Source organism: Capnocytophaga sp. oral taxon 878 (assembly GCF_002999135.1).
In the GTDB taxonomy this organism is placed as follows: domain Bacteria; phylum Bacteroidota; class Bacteroidia; order Flavobacteriales; family Flavobacteriaceae; genus Capnocytophaga.
In genome coordinates, this window is the sequence record NZ_CP027229.1 from 2,480,614 (window position 1) to 2,502,297 (window position 21,684).

Below are 21,684 nucleotides of genomic sequence, written 5' to 3' on the forward strand. Positions count from 1 at the left end.
ATAATTATATTTTCTTCAAAAAAGATTCTTCTTCATCACTTACCACTACTACAAAGTCATCGGTGGAGGGAATGCCCAGTGATGCCCATTCTTCTTTCAGGCGTTTGGCACAAGCGACCAATAGCTTCGTGGCAGCGCTCTCCCTTTCTTGCATTTCAGTCTCTTGGTTAAAGAGCTCAAAGAGGGCAGCGTCTTCATTGTCTGTTTCAATCTCTACGGTATGGGCATAGTCGGCAGTGTTCCAAAGTAAGCCATCGGCTCTTTTTCCGTAGCTTTCCTTCCATTCGAGCCTCTCGCTTTCAGTGCCAAAACCTATTGTTGGGGGCATTATATATTGGTAATCAAAGGCTATATTCAGACAATACAAAGACTCTGGGATAGGATAAGCTTTGATTGCAGGAATTAACAGCGCATAGAAGCGCTCGGCTACACGCTCCGAGAGCTTTTTATAACTCACTTTCTTATCTTTCTTCTGATACCATACTCCCCCATCTTCCCCTATAATACTGTTGAGCTCGCCCAGCATATCATAAGTATAGACAAAACCACGTTCAAACCCTTTTTCAGCCGAATAATCATCTTTACCTATCCAATCACAGCTTATAAGTTTATCATTTTCATAAAACATTGTCTTTTGTGACCATTTATTGCCTTTAAAAGCTGCATAGATAGCCTGCAATAGCCCATTGTTATAGACAAATATCTTTGTGTTGATACATTTTTTTTCCTTAGAATAATCAAAATGATAACTGATAATTTGGCTATCTTCTCGGAAGTAGAAAGTTTCATAACACTGTTCTTTAAACTGAGTATAACTGCGTTCCACGATAATCTCATCTTTCTCATTTACTCCATATTGATGCTTATTGTCAGTATCTTTAGGAGCTTCTTTTAAAATTTTACTCTTGGGAAAGCGATTGTGTTCGAAATAAAAAGGCTCTAAGGAGAAGAGTCTTACGCCTCCTGCTGCCCAAAACCAACGCACTACTTGCGCCTCTATTTGGGTTTTCAACGCTGGGTAATCCGCTTGGGCTTGGTCATAGAGTTTTCTTGCTTGTTCGTTCATAGAGTTTTATTTGTAAAATGATTAAGGGTTATTAAGTTCTTTCCAGTCTTCAAGGGCTTGTTTGTTTGCCCGATGTTCTGATAGAGGATAGATAAGATCTTCTTCCTTTAGCTTTTTAAGTCGGGTAAGGTACATTTTTTCATATTTTGCCATTAGTTTCTCGTCACCCTTTTGCTTGTATATTTCTTTGAGGTAGAAAAAAGGTTCCCAATCCTTATTAGCCACAGTATATTTGCCTGCCTCTACCGCCTTAAGCAACTCTTCTTCGGCTTCGTCTATACGCCCCAAATGGAATAGAGCGTCCCCTAAAGCAGTACCATAGTAAGCTCTTTGTTTTTCGTCAATCCACCCTTTACTATTTCTGTTTAGTGCTTTTTCTAGCCAAGGAATAGCTTCTTCCCATTTAGCTTGATGAAGATACATATTCCCATAATTATAGAAGATATAGTTTAAAGTAGTATACCCATTTTCAGTTATGTATTTTAAGGCTTTAGCAGCCATTGCTTCCGCTTTGTCATACAGGGCAACATCTGCCAATAAGCCAAAGTAATCCCCAAAAAACATAGCCCTATCAAAAGTATCCGAGAGTTCTGTCTCTACCTTTGGGCAGAGCGTTTCATAGATAGCCAAAGCCTCCTTATATTGGCATCTTTTTAGAGATTTAGCTGTGTCCCATTGTTTGATTATTGGATTCATTTTATATAATTTTTACCTCTTTTAATATCCACTTATCGGGAAACTCACCCCTATCGAAAACCGAAACCTACCCCCCTCAAAAGGATAGTCATCACTACTCTTACCCCAAGGAAAGCCATAGCCCGCCTTCAAATGCAAAACAAGAATTTGTATCCCCGCCTCCGGAGCAAAGTAATAAGGCGAAAAATTCAACTGAGGGCGCAACATAAGCATAGGAACATCAACAAAACCACTCTGGTGCTTATCCACCCTTAGCAAGGCCGAAACTTGCCCCTCAGGAATAAGAACAAGCCTCTTATTTTCCGAGCGCATATTAGCCGCAAGCCCCCCAAGTAGCACCGTCTTATCACGATCCAAAAACGCACAATGCAACCCCAATTGCCCATAGGTCGAGCCCTGTTTAACATAGCCCACATCCACCAAAAAAACAGGCTTTTCCGCAGTTTGAGCCACAGCACCAGTGCCCGCCCACATACATAAAAGTAAAAAAAGTTTTTTCATTTAATTCTCGTATTTTTCAAGTACATATTTTATTATCCAAGCCTCCAAAAAAGCTACACACAGGCACATATCACCCACTATCGCCACCGGAAGCAAAACAGCCGTTCTCACCCTACTGCCCAAGGTATCACTACGCCTTCCCAACAAGCGCAACGTCATAAACACTTTTATATTCAAAATAACACTTATTAATGGCGCAAAGATAAAAATAATTTCACAATACACAAATCACTCATCCCCCAACCTCCCCCCAGCCACCCCCTATCCCGAACGAACGAATAACGAAGGATAAACGAACTATAAACGAAGGATAGTTAGCCAACACGCACAACTAAGAATCTCCCCAACTACAGCCCACACCACACTACCCCCTAACTCCCCCCACGAAAATTCTTAATTATTTGCTAATTCAAAAAATATTCGTAATTTTGCACTTTACTAATAATGATTAATTATGTCTTGGTTTAAAAGAACAGCAAAAGGAATACAAACCTCAACCGAGGAAAAAAAAGACATCCCTAAAGGGCTATGGTTTAAATCACCTAGCGGAAATATTGTAGAACAAGATGAGCTGGTAACCAACTTCTATATAAGTCCAGACGACGATTACCACGTGCGTATCGGTAGTAAAGAATATTTCCAAATATTGTTTGATAACAACGAATTTAAGGAACTCGACGCCAATATGACCTCTAAAGACCCCCTTGAGTTCGTCGATACCAAAAGCTACACCAAACGATTGGAAGAAGCCACCCAAAAAACAAACCTAAAAGATGCTGTACGCACCGCCGTAGGTAACTCCAAAGGAGCTCCCATCGTAATAGGTTGTATGGATTTCGCCTTCATCGGAGGCTCAATGGGTAGCGTAGTAGGCGAAAAAATATGCCGCGCTATCGATTACGCCATCAAGCACAAACTCCCCTTCTTGATGATCTCAAAATCAGGAGGCGCCCGTATGATGGAAGCAGCTCTTTCCCTTATGCAAATGGCAAAAACCTCTATCAAACTCGCACAGTTAGATCAGGCAAAACTACCATACATATCCCTCTGTACCGATCCTACCACAGGAGGTATTAGCGCATCTTTCGCAATGTTAGGCGATATCAATATTGCCGAACCAGGCGCCCTAATAGGATTCGCAGGCCCACGCGTCGTGAAAGATACCACAGGGCAAGACCTACCCGAAGGATTCCAAACCGCCGAATTCGTCCTCGAACACGGATTCCTAGATTTCATCGTGAACCGCAAACAGCTAAAAGACAAGGTAAACCTATACATCGATTTGGTAATGAACCGACCCGTAAGGTAACATTTCACCTCAAAACCAACAAAACAATGAATTTACCAAAGTATGATGTAGTAAGTAATACCTCTCACACTTATGAGTTTATCAGTGAGGGCAAAAATGGTAAGATTTACAAATCAGTATCTTTTCAAGAAACAAATATTGAAGGAGTATACAATTTAGGTTTAGTTGATAAAAATCCTATTACAGGTCAAGTAGATGACAAAGTTGTTTCTAATAATGGAGATAGAGATAAAGTACTTTCTACTGTAGTAGAAATTATTTATCTTTTTACTGATCAGTTCCCCGATGTATGGATATATGCAGAAGGAAGTACACCAGCAAGAACAAGACTATATCAAATAAGTATTGTCAAGTTTTTTCATATAGTAAAAAGGGATTTTGAACTACAAGCTCTTTTAGAAAACAAATGGGAAGAATTTCGCCCAAATGTTAATTATCAAGCATTTGTAATAAAACGCAAAAAGTATTGAATTATGAGTACAAAAGAAAAGAAAAAAATAAAACAACCTTTTGCAAAAAAAATAGCTGAAGCTATAGTTCCTTATACTTTTTGGAAAGTAGACGACACCGCCTATACAAATCAGCCCGCTCTAATTGAAAAGTTAGCACGTGCCAACGAAACACTCAAAAAAGTAGGAATGCCTAAGAGTTTTACACGCTAAAAAAATGATATCATTTAAAGCACCCAGTAATATTGCACTCGTAAAGTATTGGGGTAAAAAAGGAGAACAACTCCCAGCCAACCCTTCAGTAAGCTTTACCCTTACCCACTGTTATACCGAGACCTCCGTTGCCTACCAGCAACGCAGTAGCCTCGCTATACCCCCTACCGAAAAGTTCTCTTTTACCTTCAACTTCGAAGGAGAAGCCAAACCCTCTTTTCACCCCAAAATCAATACCTTCTTTCAGCGCATATTACCCTACCTGCCTTTCCTTACCGATTATCATTTTACCATAAACTCACATAACTCATTCCCTCACAGCAGCGGCATAGCCTCTTCAGCCAGCGCAATGGCAGCACTCTCACTATGCCTAATGCAAGTAGCTCAAGAGCTCGGAATGAACTTCACCCAAGATCAGTTTTGGCAGCAAGCCTCACTCTTAGCTCGTTTAGGATCCGGTAGCGCCTGCCGCAGTACACACGGCAGCATAGTAGTATGGGGGCAACACGCCTCTATACCCCACAGCACCGATCAGTACGGCATACCATACCCCTTGCCCGTACACCCCATTTTTGATCAATACCAAGATACCATCTTGCTTATAGATAAAGGACAAAAACAAGTAAGTAGCACCTTAGGGCATAACCTAATGCACGGGCACCCCTTTGCCCAGGCACGTTTCGCACAAGCTCACCAAAATACCGATAAGCTTATCCAGTGCTTCGCCACCGGCGATCTCGAAACATTTATCCAAGTAGTCGAGAGCGAAGCCCTTACCCTACACGCTATGATGCAAACCAGCATCCCCTACTTTATCCTTATGCGCCCCAACACCTTAGAGGTTATACAACACGTATGGCAATACCGCAAAAGCACAAGCATACCACTGTGTTTCACCCTCGATGCCGGCGCCAATGTACACCTCTTATATCCCAAAAAGTATAAAGAAGAAGTACAAAAATATATCCAAGACGTATTAGCCCCCTATTGTGAGGGCAAACACTATATTCACGATTGCCTAAATACTAACCCCTAACTCTAACTTTACATCCTAACTCTAAACCCTAACTCCTAACCCCTAACCCCTTATGCTGTATATAGCTGTTATACTAATAACAATAGGCACCACATACCTGCTTTATATGCTTATAAGGCAAGGTATCGCCAATGTAAAACGCGAACGTACCATTGAGGATCTTCGCGAAAAATGGCAAAACGCCCTGTTAGATGAAAAACAAACCCACGAGGTAATAATGGATACCATTAAAACTTCCTATGGCGAAAACACCCTTAACGCTATCGAAAAAGGCGTGTATAGTGAAGGTATGCCCGATTTCCTTGTCAAAATGGCCGTAGGTAAGCCCCGCGAAGTACAAAGCGCCGCCTTCCGCGGCGCCTCTACCGAGCGTTGGCACTACAAAACACTTATCCTCACCTTTCAAAACGGCCGACTCATAGGATGGGAAAGCAATGATAATTCTACTACAAAAGCAGGAATATAATGTTGAAAGATTACTACGAAATATTAGGCGTAACACCCAAAGCCTCCCCCGATGAAATACGTGAGGCTTATAAAAAACTCGCCAAAGCCTTCCACCCCGATAAGCATCAGGGTGATGCTTTCTTTTCCGAAAAATTTAAAAGCCTACAAGAGGCCTACAACGTACTTTCCGATGCCGATAAGCGCAAAGAATACGACACACAATTTGCCGAGCAGCTTAACGCTCAAGCAAATCCTACCAAAAAGCAATCCACCTCCCAATCCACCTCCCCAAACACTACACAATCCTACTCCGTAGTCGATTTGCCTACCCTAGTCGATATGTACTTTGAACGACACACAGCTACCATACAAGCCCGCAAATTCTACGATGGCTTCTTAGCTACTAAAAAAGAATACTATATCAGCTGGCTCAAAGTGGGCATAGCCCTATCCATCATTGCCACTGGCATAGCCCTATTATTTACAATCTCTTAATAATCCATCATTGAACGAAACTGCTTTACAGATTTTTCGCTTTCAATATGAGCATAACAAGGTCTACCACCGCTTTTGCTCACTGCTGGGGCGTACCCCCGATAAGGTACACTCCCTTACCGATATTCCATTCCTTCCTATCCAATTCTTCAAAACCGAAAAAGTATACTGCGGTACTACTCCCCCCGAGGCTGTATTCACCAGCAGTGGCACCACCGGTGCCCAAACCTCACAACACTTTGTAAAGGAACTCCCTCTATATACCCAAAGCTTCCGCCAAGGCTTTGAACTATTCTACGGCGATATACAACAGTATGCCGTATTAGCGCTCTTACCCTCATATTTGGAGCGTACAGGCTCTTCCCTCATCACTATGGTAGCCGATCTTATTGAGCGCTCCCAAAACCCCTATAGTGGCTTTTATCTTAATGAGTATGACCTCCTAGCCCAGCACCTCCAAACATTGGATAGTAGCGGACAAAAAGTTCTCCTCATAGGTGTTTCCTTTGCCCTTTTAGATTTGGTAGAACAACATTCATTCTCACTCAAAAACACTATTGTAATGGAAACCGGCGGTATGAAAGGTCGCCGCCGTGAGTTAGTCCGTGAGGAACTCCACGCCATCCTATGCCAAGGTTTTGGCGTCCCAACCATCCATTCCGAGTACGGAATGACCGAACTCCTTTCTCAAGCATACTCCAATGGCAACGGTATTTATCATACCGTCCCTTGGATGAAAATCCTTATCCGCGATACCAATGATGCCCTCTCTTACCTGCCCAATGGTAAAACTGGAGGACTTAATATTATTGATTTGGCTAATAAATACTCTTGCAGCTTCATAGCCACTCAAGATTTAGGTAAGCTCCTCCCCGATGGCTCTTTTCAAGTACTTGGCCGCTTTGATAACGCCGATATCAGAGGTTGCAATTTAATGGTAAGTTAAGCCTTTTAATAGCCAAATAACAACAAAAAAGCTGTAGAACTACATTTGTATTCTACAGCTTTTTTTGTAAATAGTTTAGTCTTTAAATCCTCATTAGTCTAATGATTGGTTCTCTTGGCTTGATACGTGTAACATCTCAGCATATTCACTAGGGGTTAAGTTACCGTAGTAAAAGTGAATAGGGTTAATATGCTCTCCGTTCTTCATCACCTCATAGTGCAAGTGAGGTGCTTCCGAGCGCCCTGTACTACCCACTTTACCTATCAAATCTCCTCGCTTCACGTGTTGTCCCGCTCGCACATTATAAGCCGATAGGTGTCCGTACAGTGTTACATAACCATACCCGTGATCTATCCTAATATGGTTCCCATACCCCGATGCTCCATCATCAGCCCTAATAACCACCCCATCACCCGAGGCATATACAGGCGTTCCTTGTGGCGCCGAAAAGTCCATACCGTAATGAAACTTACGCGCCTTAGTAAAGGGGTCACTCCGCCAGCCATACCCCGAAGCCATACGCTTCAGGTCTTTGTTATTTACAGGCTGTATAGCAGGTATCGAAGCCAAAAACTTCTCCTTCTCTTTTGATAGCTTTGATATCTCATCCAATGATTTTGACTGCACCACCAGCTGCTTCCGCAGCACATCAAGCCGCTTCATAGTATTGGCAACCAGTTTAGAGCTACCCTCATTCTCCAAGTCCTTATATTTATTAGCATCAATACCCCTCTTGCGCACACTATCGGGTATGATAGGCGCATTAAAGTAAAGGCGGTACATATTATTATCTCGCTCCTGTAAGTCTGCCAACACATCCTCCACAAGCTCCATCTTCTTGTTCAAAATCTGGTAGTTATTCTCATAATTCTTTATTTCACGCGCCAGCATAACTTCTCTCGGCGTAAAAAACATACGCGAGTTAATAATGATAAGCGACAAAATACTGCCAAACAAAGCCGCAGCCAACAAGAAAATCAGCGCATTACGCACCTTCGTCCGCTTCTTATTCCTGATGCGTTTGTACGACAACGTTTCTGGGTCATAATAATATTTTATCTTCTTCATAGAGGCAAAAGTATAAAAAAAAGTTCAATGTTGTTCATTTATCACAAAAAAAATGTATTTTTGCACTCACCCTTTACTATTGTCCTTACCCAGTAAGGAATCAATAATACCCACAGCCTTGCTACAGCTCAGTATGTACCAAAGCATAGTCAGCCCCCAGCCTACCCCTATCCCGAACGAACGAATAACGAAGGATAAACGAACTATAAACGAAGGATAGTCAGCGAGCTGGCACAGCTGAGTATGTCGCGAAGGATAGTTGCTCAGCTATCTATCACAACACTAACCACCCCTTACCACCACAAATACCGTGCCTTTGCCCTATAGCAAGCCACACCACACATATCAAAAATAAATTATACAGCACTTAATACCAAATACCTAAAAAACACACTATGGGACTCTCAGAAATCATCTTAATACTCTTCGTAGTACTCCTACTCTTCGGAGCCGATAAGCTCCCCGAAATGGCACGCACCTTAGGCAAAACCATACGCCAAATACGTGACGCCACCAACGAAATCAAAACCGAAATCGAACAATCCACCCACCAAGCCACCGATATCGATACCAAATTCATCACCGATACCCAAAAAGAAATCGACAAACTCAAAAACGACCTAACAAAATGAAACCCCATTCTTAATATTTCACAATCAACAAACAAGCAAATTAGAGATGAGTACTCCAAAAACCTCCTATACCACTGCTACCCAGCAGATAAAAGAAGCTATTCTCAGCAGTCAATATACGGCTGCTAAGCAAGTAAATGCCTTGCAACTCTCCTTGTATTACGGCGTAGGGCGCTATGTCTCTCAAAATACCCGCAAAGGGGTATGGGGAACAGGAGCTATAAAAGCTATTTCCGAACAACTCCATAAAGAGCTACCAGGACTTAGAGGTTTTAGCGAACGCAATATCAAAAATATGCGTGCCTTTTATGAGGCGTGGCAGGAGTTAGATACTAATTTGGAAACTACATTTTCTAAACTGCAAAGGTCTGATAACAAAGGTCTTATTAATTCGGCAGCCGTAGCTGCCGAATTAGAAACAACAGAAGCACCCATATTGTTACCGCGCTTTGATATGCTTTATGACAATGCTTTTCTTGAGGTACCATTTACTCATCATAGTATTATCATAGCAAAAGTGAAGGATATAGAAGAGCGTTTGTTTTACATTCGCAAATGTGCCAAAGAACATCTTAGTAAGTATACTTTGATGAAGTTTATAGATGAAGGTATCTTCCCAAAGGAACCTATCCCTAATAATTTCTCCCAAACGCTCCCTTCCAAGAATTTAGCCCGTAAAGCAGTTGAAATGTTCAAAGATGAGTACTTGCTCGATTTTATCAATGTAGAAGAGATAGGAGAACGAGACCTCGCTGATATAGACGAACGAGTAGTAGAACAACAGATTATCCACAATGTAAAGAATTTTATTATGACTTTCGGCAAAGATTTTACTTTTGTAGGTAATCAATACCATTTGGAAGTGTTTGATATAGAACAATACCCCGATTTGCTCTTCTTTAACCGCGAACTTAACTGTTTGGTGTGTGTAGAACTCAAAAAAGGAGATTTCAAACCCTCTTATTTAGGACAACTCACCACCTATTTGCGAATTTTAGATGACACAGTAAAGAAACCACACGAAAATCCTACCATTGGTATCATTCTTTGTAAAGACTTTAATAAAGATTTTGTACAATATGTCATTCAAGACTATCACAAGCCAATGGGAGTAGCTCGTTATACCACTACTGCCGAAATGCCTGAACAATTTCAGCGTGTATTACCCAATATAGAAGAGTTGCGCAAAGTATTAGCAAATCAGCCACCGATATCGATACCAAATTCATCGCCGATACCCAAAAAGAAATCGACAAACTCAAAAACGACTTAACAAAATGAAACCCCTCTTAAGCGCCATATTGCTACTCTGTTGCAGCTGCCACCAATATATCTCATCCTCTCCTGCCCAAGAAGAGGCAGCCAAAACAACCACTGTGGTTTATACACAACAGAAGGATTCAGCAGCCAGTAAACACCCTAAAACAGGAAAAATAGGCAACCCTATTGATTATAACAAAGAGCCTACCATCAAAGAAGTTTATGTAACCACCCGCGATAGTATTGATTTTTATGAGGAAGCCGACGACAAAAGCGCACGTCTTGGCAAATTACCCTATGCCGAAGAAGTAGAGGTAGTTCAAGAACTTAACTCTTGGTATGGCATAAAACAGCGCACCCAAAGAAAGTACAAGCGCAATGGCGAAGACATTATCTTGTGGCAATGGGAAAAACTCTTTATTAAAAAAGAACAAACAGGTGATATTAGCCAAATAAAACTCAACTATAAAGACCTGATTACTACTGAAGACAAGAAACCGCTCAAGAAGATAAACATTCGTTTTGTGACTAAAGACGAATATCTCGCTCAAAAAGCCAATGCCGTTAATTTTATAGACACTACCACCACCATCAAAAAAGTAAAAGGGAAACTGCGCCTTCCTTGTCAGGAGTGTAAAAACAAATATATTACTTATATTGATAGCCTTGCGCCTAAGTACGATGACAATAGAATAGAACATACCTATATAGGGGAAATACCCTTTCTAAATCAATATCTTATCAGTACTACATACTATGAAGATTGGGATTATACCTTGATTGACAAAACTACAGGTAAAAAGGTTTATTTACCCGCTTCCCCTTACATCACCCCCGATAAGCAGCATCTCATCATCCTTTTCGACAATGTTTGGGAAAGTATTACTGAATTTTCACTTTATAGTATTGAAGGAACAAATAAAATAAAGCAAGTATTTTCAACCACTTTTACTCAGTGGGCATTAGTATTAGATGAAAAGGATAGAGAACAAGTCTTTATGGGAAGTGACGGGAATCTCTATGCCAAAGTAATTAATGTCTCTGTTCGTTGGGATCAAAAAGGTCACTATAACCCACGAGGTCAGTATATCTGTATCAGCCTTAAATAATAAATCAAACTTATATGAATTACAAAACGCTTACTACATTATTAGCCTTTGCTCTTTGCCTATTGGCTTGCAACGCACAAGAAAGATTCACTACCCTACCCAAAAAAAACTGGGAATGGTTAAACCTTCACGGCAAAGTTAAAAAGCTAGAAACTGTCAAGCAAATGATGCCTAATTACCTACCACACAGATATGAGGGTTCTGGAACTATCTCCTCAACTATTTCCTTTAATACAGCTGGGTATGTTCAGCAAATAAAAACGTATGATGATATTCAAAAGGAGGTTACAACAGCAAATTATGTTTACGACACTCAGCATAACCTCATTACTGAAACAGTAGTAACCCTCTCTGATCAAGGCGCTCCTTTAGATAGAAAAACTATTCATTATAGATATAACCAAGTAGGTAAAGTAATTCAAAAAGATGAATATATAAACGACCAATACGCTTTCAAAAATCTTTATTCTTATGATGAAAAAGGAAGATTCTCCAAAAAGAACACCATTCCTATTAGCGAAAAAGATTCTTTAACCTCACAAACAACTTATTCTTATAATGACAAGTATTACGATACTGTAACGACAATTACGTATCCAAAAGGAAAGTCCACAGCTAAAGTATTTAGATATAAATATGACAACCAAAATAATCTGATAGAAATGGAATATAAGATTTATAAAAAGTTTATTAAAGTTCTTTCTACTTACAATGAAAACAAGGATGAAATCTCAAATAAATATTTTTCAGAAGGGGAACAACAAAGTGAAGAAATCTACGAGTACGAATACGATAAGCAACACAACCCCATAAAGAAAAGAACCTTAACAGGCAGTCGCGATTTACATAACATAAAAACAATAAAATACGAGTATTATGAATAATAAAATTTCCCCCAACGAAGAATATCCCTATATGGTGGAAGCTACCCGTGAAGACAGTCCGCTAGATATTGATGATATCGTATGGGATTTGTTAGAACTTGCCTCTCCTTTTGAAGGCAATTACGACGGCTGGGGCTGTGTAAATGTACAATAAATATGAATCACACTTTACTTGGTAAAGTATTAATAATAAATTGAAAAATTGAAAATGAAGTATTCTAAAATAATTGACTCTATTTATGAGCAAGTATTAAAGGGAGAAAATGGTGGTAAAATGCCTACTTATATTCCCGAATTGGCACAAGTAAACCCTGAGAAGTTTGGGGTGTATTTTTATAGCCTTAACAAGCAATCCTATGGTATTGGTGATTGTGATGAGAAGTTTTCGGCACAAAGTATTGCTAAGGTGCTTGCGCTATCACTTGCTTATAGTATTATTGGCGACCAGCTGTGGCGCCGTGTAGATGTGGAGCCTTCGGGCACTTCGTTTAACTCGCTGATACAGCTTGAGGCTGATAATGGCATACCGCGTAACCCGCTTATTAATTCTGGGGCAATAGTGGTGTGTGATATCTTGCTTTCTATCTTGGAAGATGCTCCTTCGGATTTTCTTACCTTTGTGCGTGAATTGGCTAATGACGATAGTATTAACTACTCGGTATTAGTAGCCGAGTCGGAAAAATCGGTGGGGTATAGGAACTTTGCTTTGTGTTACTATATCAAATCATTGGGGAATATTGAGAATGATCCTATTGAGGTGCTTAACTTCTACTTTAAACTTTGCTCATTGGAGCTTACTTGCAAATCATTGGCGTATATATTCTCTTTTCTTGCTAATGATGGTATCCGTATGCATGACCGTGTACAGATACTAACGGAGACTTGCACTAAGCGTGTGAATGCGCTGATGCAGACTTGTGGTTTTTATGATGAATCGGGGGAGTTTGCTTTTAAAGTGGGTTTGCCTGGCAAGAGTGGTGTAGGTGGGGGTATTGTTGCCTTATTGCCTAATCATTACAGTATAGCGGTATGGAGCCCTAAGCTGAATGAGAAGGGTAATTCATACAGGGGGATGAAGTTTTTGGAGGAGTTCACGGCGCAAACGCATACTTCTATTTTTTAAAATAGGGTATAAGAGTGAGAGGTAAGAAATATAGCATTTCTTACCTCTTACTTTTATCTTATAGTTAATTTAGGGCTTTTTTTATGTTTAAAAGCTCTTGTTTTACGCTTTCTAACTTTGCGATTATTTCGTAGTTGGAGAGCGTTTTTTGTGTATCTTCTTTCAGGCGTTGGCGGGCGCCTTCAAGGGTAAAGCCTTGTTCTTTAACAAGGTGGTAGATGAGTTGTAGTTTCTTCACATCATCGGGGGTGAATTTTCTGCCTGCAGACCCGTCTTTTTTGGGGCTGATGATTTTGAATTCTTTTTCCCAGAAGCGTATGAGCGATTGGTTTACGCCAAAGGCTTTGGCTACTTCGCCTATACTGTAGTATAATTTGTGTGGGAGAGAAACTACCATAATGTAATTATAATTGATAATTAATTAGCGCGAGCTGTGGTATGGTGTTGTTATCAGGCTGCGGTGTATCTGTATTATCAATTGGTAATTGTTCGGTTTTAACGGAGTTGATTGTGGGGTGTTCTTCGGCTGTGATATGTGAGGTATCGTAGCCTGCGAAGTGTTTTAGATAGTTCTGCAAGGTGATGCCGTTACCATCGGCAAAGTTATAGTTACCTTTGTGTTTGAAGAACTTACGCACTGAGGTGGCGCCTGCCAGGTGTGCTGCGGCTAATATGCCGGACTCGGTAATTTCGATGCCATTGATTTTTTTGCCTGCGAATTTTGCGATTTCTTTGCGCAGGAACCATTTGCTGTGCTGAAGGCTCATAACGAATACTTCTTCTTGTTGTTGGGGTGAATTGAGGAATGCCTCTGTGTTGGTTACGCCGAAGAAGCGTAATATTCGTTTGCCAAACTGGTATTTGCCCATATAACCGAATCGGTTTACTACTGTGTAGCTTCCGCGTGATTCGCGGTATGCGAGGGCTTCTTTAAAACCTACAAATGTTTTGCCAGCGTGTAGGGCACTGTAAGTAATTAGTTTTGCTTCGCTATTGTTTTCGGCTGGTATAGCGGTAGCCAGTTGAGGTATATCGGTTGTAAAGTTGGCAGGGACTGTCATTACTTTAACTTCTTCATCTTTGATGGTGAAACCTAGGAAAGAGAACACCATAATCACAAAAAAATACCTCTTTTTTAAATATTTCATAAAACTTGTTTTCTTTAAGACTTATAGCACTTTGGGGGTCCCGAAAGTGCCTGCTTAAAATTAATTCGGGGGCAAAAGTACGACTTTTTTTTGAATTGACAAAATTGGGGTGGTTTTTTGGGGAGGTAAGAGGTAAGAGAGGGGGTAGGGGAGAGGAGATAGGGGCTGGCTGTCCTTCGCGACATACTTAGCTGTGCCAGCTCGCTAACTATCCTTCGTTTATAGTTCGTTTATCCTTCGTTATTCGTTCGTTTAAAGTAGGTGAGGGGTGAGAGGTAAGAGGTAGGAGGGTGGGGGAGGGGTGGGGTAAAAAAAAGCCCCTTGCGTATTGGGGCAAGGGGCTTTGGGTGTGTTGTTATGTATTAGTCTTTAAATGAGAACAGGTATCTTATTCCTGCGAATATTTGTACTCCGTGTGAGGGGTAGTAGGCCCATAGTTTGTGGTTTTGGGAGCTTAGGTTGTTGGCTTTTGCGAATACTTGCCAGTGCTTGTTAAAGGTATAGTCGGCGTGTAGGTTTACGTCTATATATCCGCTGAGATTTACTTTGGCAGGGGTGGCTATTAGGGGTAGTTCGTAGTCTAAATCATAGCGTTCGCCGGTGTAGAATAGGTCGAGCCCAGCAAATAGGTTGGGTAGTATTTTAAAATCGGTATTGAGTGACACGCGTATGTTGGGTAGGTTCCAGGCTGTTTTGTCGCGCTGGGTGCGTGCTTGGTAATTGTTATATTTGCCTTCGAAATTAAAATAGACTATATCTTTGAGTTTGCCTTCAATACTGGCTAAGAATTCAAAGTCGGCCAATTCATCATATATTACTTTGAAGGAGTTATAGTATTGGTAGGGTAGTATTTGGGTGGTGAGGGGGCTTTCGGTAAGGGTGGTGAACAAGGGGTGTTCTTTGCTTTGGCGATAGCTACCTTGTACGCGGTATTGCAAATCGGTAGTTACTTTGCCATTTAGTCCTACAAAGGCATCGACTTGTACGTTGGTGGGTTTGATTTCTTGCATAGGGGCTATGAAGGGGTTTTCATTGCTTAACTTGGCAAGGGTGTTTTGTTGTAGTTTGCCGCGTATTCCTGCTGCTAAGATGGCATTTGGGGAGAAGCTGTAGGTGGCTTCTACATCTGGATAGGGGCGGAATTTGTTTTGGTTGGACTGGTTTGCGTCGGCATATACTAATGATAGTCCTAATTTTAGTGAAAGGGCATCTACATTTAATACGTATGAAGGGTTAATGCCGAATAGCATCCAGCGGTTGTTGATTTCATTAATGAGGTTGTTTTCTCTGTTAAAGCTACCTTCATAGTAATCTAATAGTACGCGTGCGCGTATAAATTGGTCTTCGGTAAGGGGAACCTCGAAGGTAGGAAGGGCTTTGAGGTTTAGTTCTTTGCTTTTGAAATGGTCGGATAGGGCATCGACGTTAAAATCAAGTCCTTTAAAGTAAGGGTTTTCCCACTGTAGGTAACCTCCTACGCCATAGTCGAGGTATATTTGCTGTACATCATCTACTTTGCCGCGTAGTTCATTACGGGTGTATACATTGGGGCGTATGCCGTACCAGTTGTGCATTCTTCTTCCTAGATAGCCATTTAAGCCCCATATCAGCTCTTGGCCTTGGTAGTCATAGTGTAGTTTGGCTTTGCTTAGGGCGTAGTTACTTTCGGGTATAACGTCATCTACATCACCGTTGCTTGATAGGTGATTAGCCAGCAGAGAAAGCTTGCTATTATCATTTACTGGATAGGTTATATTAGCATCGGCATATAGAGTGTTTAACATACCAAAACCTGCTCCTATATATGAATCATGATATTCATCACGTATGATTTTTGGTTTTACGGGAGCTGCTTTTCCTTTTTCGGGTACAAAAGTAGAAGCTACAGGTACCGAGTTGATAGGATAGCTTACTTTTTTCTTTTTCACAGTAAGCGAGTCTTTAATTTTAGCATCTTCCCGTTTTTTATAGGCGTCGGCTATAGTAGGGGCGTATGATTTTACCACTTCTACAACTTTGGTAGAGAGGCTATCTTTGCGGCTTTGCGCTATAACAGAGGTAGTGCAAGCAGCCAGCAATAAGGTTATTATAATGTATTTGTTCATTTTGTGTCTATTTTACTGATGAATTACTTTTAGCGGCTTCGGCTTTAATAGCGGTTAGTTCTTTTTTAGCTTCGGCTACTACTTCTGGATATTCTTTAAAGTTCTTAATTACGCTTTCTAGTACATAAGTAGCTTGGTAAGCATCTTTTAGTCCGTTAAAGTTTTTAGCCATTACTATAAGACTCTTAGCAGCAAACTCTTTATGTCCGCCATAATCTTTAGCTAGTTTTTGAACTACTTCGTTAGAGCCTTTATAGTCTTTATCTTTATTTTTGAAGTAAGCATCGTAGTACAAGGCTTCTGCTGCAAGGCTACCAGTAGCTGTTTTCTGCACTTCAGTGTAATACTTACGTGCTTGAGCCTCGTTTCCTGCTTGGGCATAGGCACGAGCAAGTACTATATAAGCATCATTTTTAATGCGAGTATCAATAGATTTTTCTTCTAGAACCTTATTAGCATACTCAATAGCTTTATCATATAGCTTTTCATTATAGCACACACGCATTAAGTTGCTCTGTGCATAAGTTTTGTTCTGTGCTATAGTAGCTTTGTTTTCTAGTTCTTCCAAATAAGGTTTAGCTTTAAGGTAGCTACCAGCATCCAATAGTATTTGGCACACACGGGTAAGTGATTGTTCTCCATATTCGGTCGAGCCACTTTTCCATACTTTTTCATAATTAGCAAGAGCCTCCGCTTTTTTACCTTCATTAAAGTATAACTGAGCTTTGTAGAACTCTGCATTAGTCCTACGCATACCATTAGGGAATTCCTTCAAGTAGTTATCTAAGGCAGTCATAGCCTCCTTGTTATTACCTTGTAGGTATTGGCGTTCAGCAGCTTCAAAGGAAGCAGCTTCTAGCTCTAAGTTAGTAACCTCCACATAGCCCAAGCTCTTAGCCCAAGCAGCATATTCACTTACTTTACCCAAATCTACATACACCAGCTTTGCCGATGAAACAGCCTGTGAAGCCTCATTGGTATTAGGGTAATCTTTCGCTATTGATTTGAATAAGGTAAGAGCTTTTTGGTTTTCCCCTCTATTGTAGTACACAAGTCCTTCTCGCAACATAGCACGAGGCACAAGGGCATTACCTTTGTAGCCATTGCTAAGCTGTTGGTAATAAGTTACCCCCTTATCTGTATCGCCTTTTGAAATGTATGAGTTACCCAATTCATACAAAGCATTAGGTCTCAAGTTTGATTTAGGGTAATTCTTAATAAAGCGTTCTAAATCTTCAATCTTGTTATTGAGTCTCTCCACAAAGCCATAGCTTATAGCCTTTTGGTAAGCCGCATAATCTTGATCTGCCGATTTGTTTTCTATCAGCTTATTATAACCCTCCATTGCTTGCCAGTATTTACCGGTAACAAAGTATGAGTCGGCAAGGCGTAGCATAGCATCATGTTTCCACACCTCATCTTTAGGATTTTGCTTCAAGTAACTCTCAAAGTTACTAATAGCCTCACTATAATCATGCTGGTTAAAGTTAGCGTAAGCCAATCCGTAATAAGCCTTGTTATATTCCTCCGTTTTAGGAGCAACACTATTGGCGAAGAACTGTTTAAAGTACGTCTCCGCTTTGCTGTATTCTTTAAGCTGATAAGCCGATTCGCCTGCCCAATAAGCAGCACGAGCCGCAATAGCACTATTATCCGCTATAGCCTTGTCTAAGTAAATAATAGCCTCAGAGTATTGTAACTCATTAAACAGCTCTATCCCCCTATAAAAAGCCACCTTCTTATAAAGCTCTTTATCCTTAGGGTCGTTTGATTTTTCCAACAAGCCGATAGCCGCTTGGTAATTCCCCGATGAGATATATGAATCTACCAAAAGCGATTGTATCTCATCCTTATGGTCACCAGGGTAAGCCTTTGCATAAGCTTGCAGCACACTCGGCACACTCTCGTAAGGGTTCCCTATTTCATAGCCCAGCCTAGCGTAATTAAGCATCGCATCTTTCTTTATCTGCGCATCAAAGTCCATTTGCGACGCATTTCTAAAAGCATTCAACGCTTGCGTCTTCTGCCCTGTTTTCAAATAACATTCAGCCAAGTGGTAATACGCATTTTGCGCCACATTATCATTACCATCCACTATTTTATTGAACTGTCCAATAGCCCCCGCATAGTCATTATTCTTGTACAAAGCATAGCCTATGTAGTAATAGTCAGTATTGCTAAACTTGCCCTTCTTGCCTTTATAGTTTTGCAAGTAAGGGATAGCCTCCTTATATTTTTTAAGGTTGAAATAACTCTCCCCTATAATCTTGTTCAGTTCCGATACCTCTTGAGCGTTTTTAGTCTTCCCAAGCTGCTTCACACCCTCCTCAATAGCCTCCTCATACAAAGCCTGACTAAAGTACATATTAGCCTGGAAGTATGACACATTGTTATTCACCTGTTGGCTATTATCCACCTGTCTGAAATAACTCTCAGCCTTCGCATAATCATTAGCATCATAAGCAATATAACCCAAGTAATATTTAGCATCATTAGCATATTTAGGATGATTCTGCACCGCCTCAAAATGAGGTTTAGAAGCCCCTTGGTTCCCCGTATGAAAAAGCGCATAACCCTTCTGGAAATTATAACGCTCCCGCTCCTCACCACTAAGGCTCAAAGGGTCAATAGCCTCATACCACTCAAGAGCCTGCGCATAATTACCCTGCTCAAAATACAAATTAGCCATTTGCACATAAGCCTCCGAAGCCAGCGCCGATTCAGGATGATTCACAATAAAATTATTCACCAGCGCATCAGCCCCATCTTGGTTCAGAAGCGCCGCTATCGTAGCCACATAATATTCACTATGCGTCCGGATAGATTTATCAGGATGCGTATTCTGTTGGTTTCTAAACAAATTTTGAGCAGGCTGATACAGCTTGCGATTATACAAAGCCACCGCTTTTTGGTACTCCGCATTAGGGTCAGTAACAACAGTAGTCTCTTGCGCTACAAGCCCCTGCCCCCACGCCAATAGCAAAGCCACAGGAAGAAATGTTTTTTTCATACAAATAATGATTAATGAGCAAAAAGGCACACCACGCCAATTCGCCAATGAATGAGGCGGCAAAGTTACAAAATAAAATCCAAAACACAAAATCACCCACCCTCCCCCATCACCCCACACCCACCCCACCCACACCCCAACACCCCCAAAAACACCCCTTAGGATGAACGAACGAATAACGAACTATAAACGAACTATAAACGAAGGATAGTTCACCAGCTACCACCCCTACCCCCTTCCTCCTACCCCCTATCCCCCAACCCCCCTATTTTTCTCCACAAAAAATTTGCTTTTTATTTTTTTTGTTTGTACCTTTGCCCCACTATTAACCGCAACACATTAATACAAAAACAAAAGAATTTAAAACCAACGTATTATGATGGAATTAACAGAAAAAGACCGCTCACTACTCGGTAAAAAAGGCATTACCGAAGCAATGCTACAAGCACAAGTAGCACAATTCAAACAAGGCGTACCCCCCATACAACTGCAAAAAGCAGCCATAATAGGCGACGGTATAATACCACTACCCAAAGAAGAAGCCGCCAAATACGCCGCCATATACCAAAAACGCAAAAAAGGAAACAAAATAGTCAAATTCGTCCCCGCATCAGGCGCAGCCACACGCATGTTCAAAGCCCTATTCGCCTTCCGCGACGCCTTTGAACCCGAACGCGAATCATTCATCGCATTCGTCAACCGAACCAGTAACAAAGAAATAAAAATATTCTTCGAAGGCCTCGAACGATTCGCCTTCTACCCCCTCCTAACCGATTTTATTAACAAACACCACCCACAATTCAACACCCTTAATGACGACGCACAAAAACACCTAATCGTCAGCACACTCCTAAATGACGACGGACTCAATTACGGCAATATGCCCAAAGGACTACTGCCATTCCACCGCCATTCCGAAAAAATAGCAACACCCTTTGAAGAACACTTCCGCGAAGCCGTACTATACGCCTCCGACCACGAACAAGCACACCTACACTTCACCATCACCGAGCAGCACACCGAAGCCTTCTACAAAGAACTCACCCTCATACAACCACAACTCGAACAACGATACGGAGTAACCTTCGACGTCGATTTCTCATACCAAAAACCCAGCACCGATACCATCTCCGTAACCGAAGATAACGAGTACTTCCGAGACGAAGAAGGAAAACTCCTCTTCCGCCCCGCAGGCCACGGAGCACTCCTCAGTAACCTTAACGACATCGACGCCGATATCATATTCATCAAAAACATCGATAACGTAGTCGTAAAAAAATACACCGACGAAACCGTCTTCTACAAAGAAGCACTCGCCGGCAAACTATGCGAAGTACAAGACGAAATATTCACCATCCTACGCCGCATCGATAACAACAAAATAAAGAAAAAAGAAGTAAAACACATACTCGATTTCCTAAAAAAAATCAACATCTCCGTCCCCGATTACCTCTACAAATTCCGCAGGCAATACGCCCTCGAATTCATCAAAGAACAACTCAACCGCCCCATACGAGTATGCGGTATGGTCAAAAACGAAGGCGAACCCGGAGGCGGACCATTCTGGGTCAAAGAACCCGACGGATACAGCCTACAAATAATCGAGTCAGCACAAGTCAATATGACCGACCCCAAGCAACAAGAAATATTCCAACAATCCACACACTTTAACCCCGTCGATTTAGTCTGCGGAACCAAAAACTACAAAGGAGAAAAATTCAACCTCCCACAATACATCGATGCCAACCAAGCATTCATAACCAGCAAAACCTATATGGGCAAACCCCTAAAAGCACTTGAACTACCAGGCCTCTGGAACGGCTCAATGGCACGCTGGATAACCCTCTTTGTCGAAGTACCCATCATCACCTTTAACCCCGTTAAAGTAGTGAACGATCTACTGAAAAAAACACACCAAGGATAAACACCCTATCCCCCCTTAAAAATGCTCAGGCCAACCCCCTGAGCATTTTTACTATGAAGCAAAAGCAAAGGTAAAGACCCCAAATAAAACACTGAAAAACAAAATATTACATTTCTAAGAGTAAAAAAATAACTCTTTTTATTTGCCGTTTCTGAAAAATAACGTACCTTTGCCCGAAATCTTAGGGAAACGAGTTAAGCATTAGGTTTTCAGCACAAAGCACACCTAACCCCTAACCCCAACCCCTAACCCCTAAAAATAAA

The 21,684-nt window shown here is 41.2% G+C and carries 21 protein-coding genes and 2 pseudogenes; 14 read left to right on the forward strand and 9 right to left on the reverse strand.

Annotation, left to right across the window (positions count from 1 at the left end; all coding sequences use genetic code 11):
• Nucleotides 1-4: 4 nt before the first annotated feature.
• From C4H12_RS11310 to C4H12_RS13735, 4 genes are read right to left on the reverse strand one after another with little or no spacing between them, the layout of a single operon-like run.
• Nucleotides 5-1,066, reverse strand: a complete 1,062-nt coding sequence (locus tag C4H12_RS11310; protein WP_106099006.1) for a hypothetical protein — start codon at nucleotides 1,064-1,066, stop codon at nucleotides 5-7.
• 21 nt (nucleotides 1,067-1,087) lie between these two features.
• Nucleotides 1,088-1,762 (reverse strand): tetratricopeptide repeat protein, encoded by a 675-nt coding sequence (locus C4H12_RS11315; protein ID WP_106099007.1) that lies wholly within the window; start codon nucleotides 1,760-1,762, stop codon nucleotides 1,088-1,090.
• Between the two features lie 21 nt (nucleotides 1,763-1,783).
• On the reverse strand, nucleotides 1,784-2,263 hold the full coding sequence (locus C4H12_RS11320) for a hypothetical protein (RefSeq protein WP_106099008.1): 480 nt from the start codon (nucleotides 2,261-2,263) through the stop codon (nucleotides 1,784-1,786).
• On the reverse strand, nucleotides 2,264-2,440 hold the full coding sequence (locus C4H12_RS13735) for a hypothetical protein (protein WP_164997603.1): 177 nt from the start codon (nucleotides 2,438-2,440) through the stop codon (nucleotides 2,264-2,266). It lies immediately after the preceding gene.
• Between the two features lie 277 nt (nucleotides 2,441-2,717).
• On the opposite strand from C4H12_RS13735, the gene accD reads away from it, so the two are divergent.
• Genes accD through C4H12_RS11355 form a run of 7 tightly spaced genes read left to right on the forward strand, consistent with a single transcriptional unit; the run spans nucleotide 2,718 to nucleotide 7,158 of the window.
• Nucleotides 2,718-3,572: an acetyl-CoA carboxylase, carboxyltransferase subunit beta gene (gene accD / locus C4H12_RS11325; protein WP_106099009.1), complete on the forward strand. Its 855-nt coding sequence runs from the start codon at nucleotides 2,718-2,720 to the stop codon at nucleotides 3,570-3,572.
• A gap of 26 nt (nucleotides 3,573-3,598) precedes the next feature.
• Complete coding sequence (locus C4H12_RS11330; RefSeq protein ID WP_106099010.1) at nucleotides 3,599-4,042, forward strand: hypothetical protein; 444 nt, start codon at nucleotides 3,599-3,601, stop codon at nucleotides 4,040-4,042.
• A 3-nt stretch (nucleotides 4,043-4,045) separates the two neighbouring features.
• Nucleotides 4,046-4,234: a hypothetical protein gene (locus C4H12_RS11335; protein WP_106099011.1), complete on the forward strand. Its 189-nt coding sequence runs from the start codon at nucleotides 4,046-4,048 to the stop codon at nucleotides 4,232-4,234.
• Between the two features lie 4 nt (nucleotides 4,235-4,238).
• Nucleotides 4,239-5,270, forward strand: a complete 1,032-nt coding sequence (locus C4H12_RS11340; protein ID WP_106099012.1) for a diphosphomevalonate/mevalonate 3,5-bisphosphate decarboxylase family protein — start codon at nucleotides 4,239-4,241, stop codon at nucleotides 5,268-5,270.
• 52 nt (nucleotides 5,271-5,322) lie between these two features.
• Nucleotides 5,323-5,736 carry a hypothetical protein gene (locus C4H12_RS11345; protein ID WP_106099013.1) on the forward strand — a complete coding sequence of 138 codons (414 nt, stop codon included), beginning with the start codon at nucleotides 5,323-5,325 and terminating at the stop codon, nucleotides 5,734-5,736.
• The gene (locus C4H12_RS11350; RefSeq protein WP_106099014.1) at nucleotides 5,736-6,212 is read left to right on the forward strand and encodes a J domain-containing protein; all 477 of its coding nucleotides are present in this window, start codon (nucleotides 5,736-5,738) and stop codon (nucleotides 6,210-6,212) included. Before C4H12_RS11345 ends, C4H12_RS11350 begins: the two co-directional genes overlap by 1 nt.
• Before the next feature lie 10 nt (nucleotides 6,213-6,222).
• Nucleotides 6,223-7,158, forward strand: coding sequence for an acyl transferase (locus tag C4H12_RS11355; RefSeq protein WP_106099015.1), 936 nt, complete (start codon nucleotides 6,223-6,225; stop codon nucleotides 7,156-7,158).
• Between the two features lie 93 nt (nucleotides 7,159-7,251).
• Here the strand turns inward: C4H12_RS11355 and C4H12_RS11360 are convergent, their stop codons facing one another.
• Nucleotides 7,252-8,226, reverse strand: a complete 975-nt coding sequence (locus C4H12_RS11360; RefSeq protein WP_106099016.1) for a M23 family metallopeptidase — start codon at nucleotides 8,224-8,226, stop codon at nucleotides 7,252-7,254.
• A 395-nt stretch (nucleotides 8,227-8,621) separates the two neighbouring features.
• Between C4H12_RS11360 and C4H12_RS11365 the strand changes: the two genes are divergently transcribed.
• The 6 genes and pseudogenes from C4H12_RS11365 (at nucleotide 8,622) to C4H12_RS11390 (ending at nucleotide 13,234) form a co-directional block, all read left to right on the forward strand.
• Nucleotides 8,622-8,858, forward strand: a complete 237-nt coding sequence (locus C4H12_RS11365; protein WP_106099017.1) for a twin-arginine translocase TatA/TatE family subunit — start codon at nucleotides 8,622-8,624, stop codon at nucleotides 8,856-8,858.
• Nucleotides 8,859-8,904: 46 nt separating this feature from the next.
• Nucleotides 8,905-10,131 carry a YhcG family protein gene (locus C4H12_RS11370; RefSeq protein WP_106099018.1) on the forward strand — a complete coding sequence of 409 codons (1,227 nt, stop codon included), beginning with the start codon at nucleotides 8,905-8,907 and terminating at the stop codon, nucleotides 10,129-10,131.
• Nucleotides 10,132-10,135: 4 nt separating this feature from the next.
• Entirely contained in the window at nucleotides 10,136-11,227 is a 1,092-nt protein-coding gene (locus tag C4H12_RS11375) for a hypothetical protein (RefSeq protein WP_106099019.1), read from the forward strand.
• Between the two features lie 14 nt (nucleotides 11,228-11,241).
• Nucleotides 11,242-12,111: a hypothetical protein gene (locus tag C4H12_RS11380; protein WP_106099020.1), complete on the forward strand. Its 870-nt coding sequence runs from the start codon at nucleotides 11,242-11,244 to the stop codon at nucleotides 12,109-12,111.
• Nucleotides 12,112-12,136: 25 nt separating this feature from the next.
• Nucleotides 12,137-12,265, forward strand: a pseudogene (locus C4H12_RS11385) (ribonuclease E inhibitor RraB); the annotation flags it as partial.
• Between the two features lie 54 nt (nucleotides 12,266-12,319).
• Nucleotides 12,320-13,234 carry a glutaminase gene (locus C4H12_RS11390; protein WP_106099021.1) on the forward strand — a complete coding sequence of 305 codons (915 nt, stop codon included), beginning with the start codon at nucleotides 12,320-12,322 and terminating at the stop codon, nucleotides 13,232-13,234.
• Between the two features lie 64 nt (nucleotides 13,235-13,298).
• On the opposite strand, the gene C4H12_RS11395 is transcribed toward C4H12_RS11390, so the two are convergent.
• The 4 genes and pseudogenes from C4H12_RS11395 to C4H12_RS11410 all read right to left on the reverse strand — a co-directional run bounded on the left by C4H12_RS11395 (nucleotide 13,299) and on the right by C4H12_RS11410 (nucleotide 19,497).
• On the reverse strand, nucleotides 13,299-13,631 hold the full coding sequence (locus C4H12_RS11395; RefSeq protein ID WP_106099022.1) for a MerR family transcriptional regulator: 333 nt from the start codon (nucleotides 13,629-13,631) through the stop codon (nucleotides 13,299-13,301).
• 115 nt (nucleotides 13,632-13,746) lie between these two features.
• Nucleotides 13,747-14,382, reverse strand: a pseudogene (locus tag C4H12_RS11400) (peptidoglycan-binding protein LysM); the annotation flags it as partial.
• Between the two features lie 362 nt (nucleotides 14,383-14,744).
• A complete protein-coding gene (locus C4H12_RS11405; RefSeq protein WP_106099023.1) occupies nucleotides 14,745-16,487 on the reverse strand; it encodes a TonB-dependent receptor in 1,743 nt (580 codons plus the stop codon).
• Between the two features lie 7 nt (nucleotides 16,488-16,494).
• Complete coding sequence (locus C4H12_RS11410; protein WP_106099024.1) at nucleotides 16,495-19,497, reverse strand: tetratricopeptide repeat protein; 3,003 nt, start codon at nucleotides 19,495-19,497, stop codon at nucleotides 16,495-16,497.
• A gap of 376 nt (nucleotides 19,498-19,873) precedes the next feature.
• Between C4H12_RS11410 and C4H12_RS11415 the strand changes: the two genes are divergently transcribed.
• Nucleotides 19,874-21,421, forward strand: a complete 1,548-nt coding sequence (locus C4H12_RS11415) for a DUF4301 family protein (protein WP_106099025.1) — start codon at nucleotides 19,874-19,876, stop codon at nucleotides 21,419-21,421.
• Nucleotides 21,422-21,684 lie beyond the last annotated feature (263 nt).

Excerpts from the sequence above, each read along its gene's own strand:
- C4H12_RS11345 (WP_106099013.1), top strand. The coding sequence starts at position 5,323 with ATGCTGTATATAGCTGTTATACTAATAACAATAGGCACCACATACCTG.
- C4H12_RS11375 (WP_106099019.1), top strand. The coding sequence starts at position 10,136 with ATGAAACCCCTCTTAAGCGCCATATTGCTACTCTGTTGCAGCTGCCAC.
- C4H12_RS11360 (WP_106099016.1), bottom strand. The coding sequence starts at position 8,226 with ATGAAGAAGATAAAATATTATTATGACCCAGAAACGTTGTCGTACAAA.
- C4H12_RS11410 (WP_106099024.1), bottom strand. The coding sequence starts at position 19,497 with ATGAAAAAAACATTTCTTCCTGTGGCTTTGCTATTGGCGTGGGGGCAG.
- accD (WP_106099009.1), top strand. The coding sequence starts at position 2,718 with ATGTCTTGGTTTAAAAGAACAGCAAAAGGAATACAAACCTCAACCGAG.
- C4H12_RS11315 (WP_106099007.1), bottom strand. The coding sequence starts at position 1,762 with ATGAATCCAATAATCAAACAATGGGACACAGCTAAATCTCTAAAAAGA.
- C4H12_RS11395 (WP_106099022.1), bottom strand. The coding sequence starts at position 13,631 with ATGGTAGTTTCTCTCCCACACAAATTATACTACAGTATAGGCGAAGTA.
- C4H12_RS11350 (WP_106099014.1), top strand. The coding sequence starts at position 5,736 with ATGTTGAAAGATTACTACGAAATATTAGGCGTAACACCCAAAGCCTCC.
- C4H12_RS11380 (WP_106099020.1), top strand. The coding sequence starts at position 11,242 with ATGAATTACAAAACGCTTACTACATTATTAGCCTTTGCTCTTTGCCTA.
- C4H12_RS11370 (WP_106099018.1), top strand. The coding sequence starts at position 8,905 with ATGAGTACTCCAAAAACCTCCTATACCACTGCTACCCAGCAGATAAAA.
- C4H12_RS11390 (WP_106099021.1), top strand. The coding sequence starts at position 12,320 with ATGAAGTATTCTAAAATAATTGACTCTATTTATGAGCAAGTATTAAAG.
- C4H12_RS11415 (WP_106099025.1), top strand. The coding sequence starts at position 19,874 with ATGATGGAATTAACAGAAAAAGACCGCTCACTACTCGGTAAAAAAGGC.
- C4H12_RS11330 (WP_106099010.1), top strand. The coding sequence starts at position 3,599 with ATGAATTTACCAAAGTATGATGTAGTAAGTAATACCTCTCACACTTAT.
- C4H12_RS11365 (WP_106099017.1), top strand. The coding sequence starts at position 8,622 with ATGGGACTCTCAGAAATCATCTTAATACTCTTCGTAGTACTCCTACTC.
- C4H12_RS11320 (WP_106099008.1), bottom strand. The coding sequence starts at position 2,263 with ATGAAAAAACTTTTTTTACTTTTATGTATGTGGGCGGGCACTGGTGCT.
- C4H12_RS11335 (WP_106099011.1), top strand. The coding sequence starts at position 4,046 with ATGAGTACAAAAGAAAAGAAAAAAATAAAACAACCTTTTGCAAAAAAA.
- C4H12_RS11340 (WP_106099012.1), top strand. The coding sequence starts at position 4,239 with ATGATATCATTTAAAGCACCCAGTAATATTGCACTCGTAAAGTATTGG.
- C4H12_RS11310 (WP_106099006.1), bottom strand. The coding sequence starts at position 1,066 with ATGAACGAACAAGCAAGAAAACTCTATGACCAAGCCCAAGCGGATTAC.
- C4H12_RS11405 (WP_106099023.1), bottom strand. The coding sequence starts at position 16,487 with ATGAACAAATACATTATAATAACCTTATTGCTGGCTGCTTGCACTACC.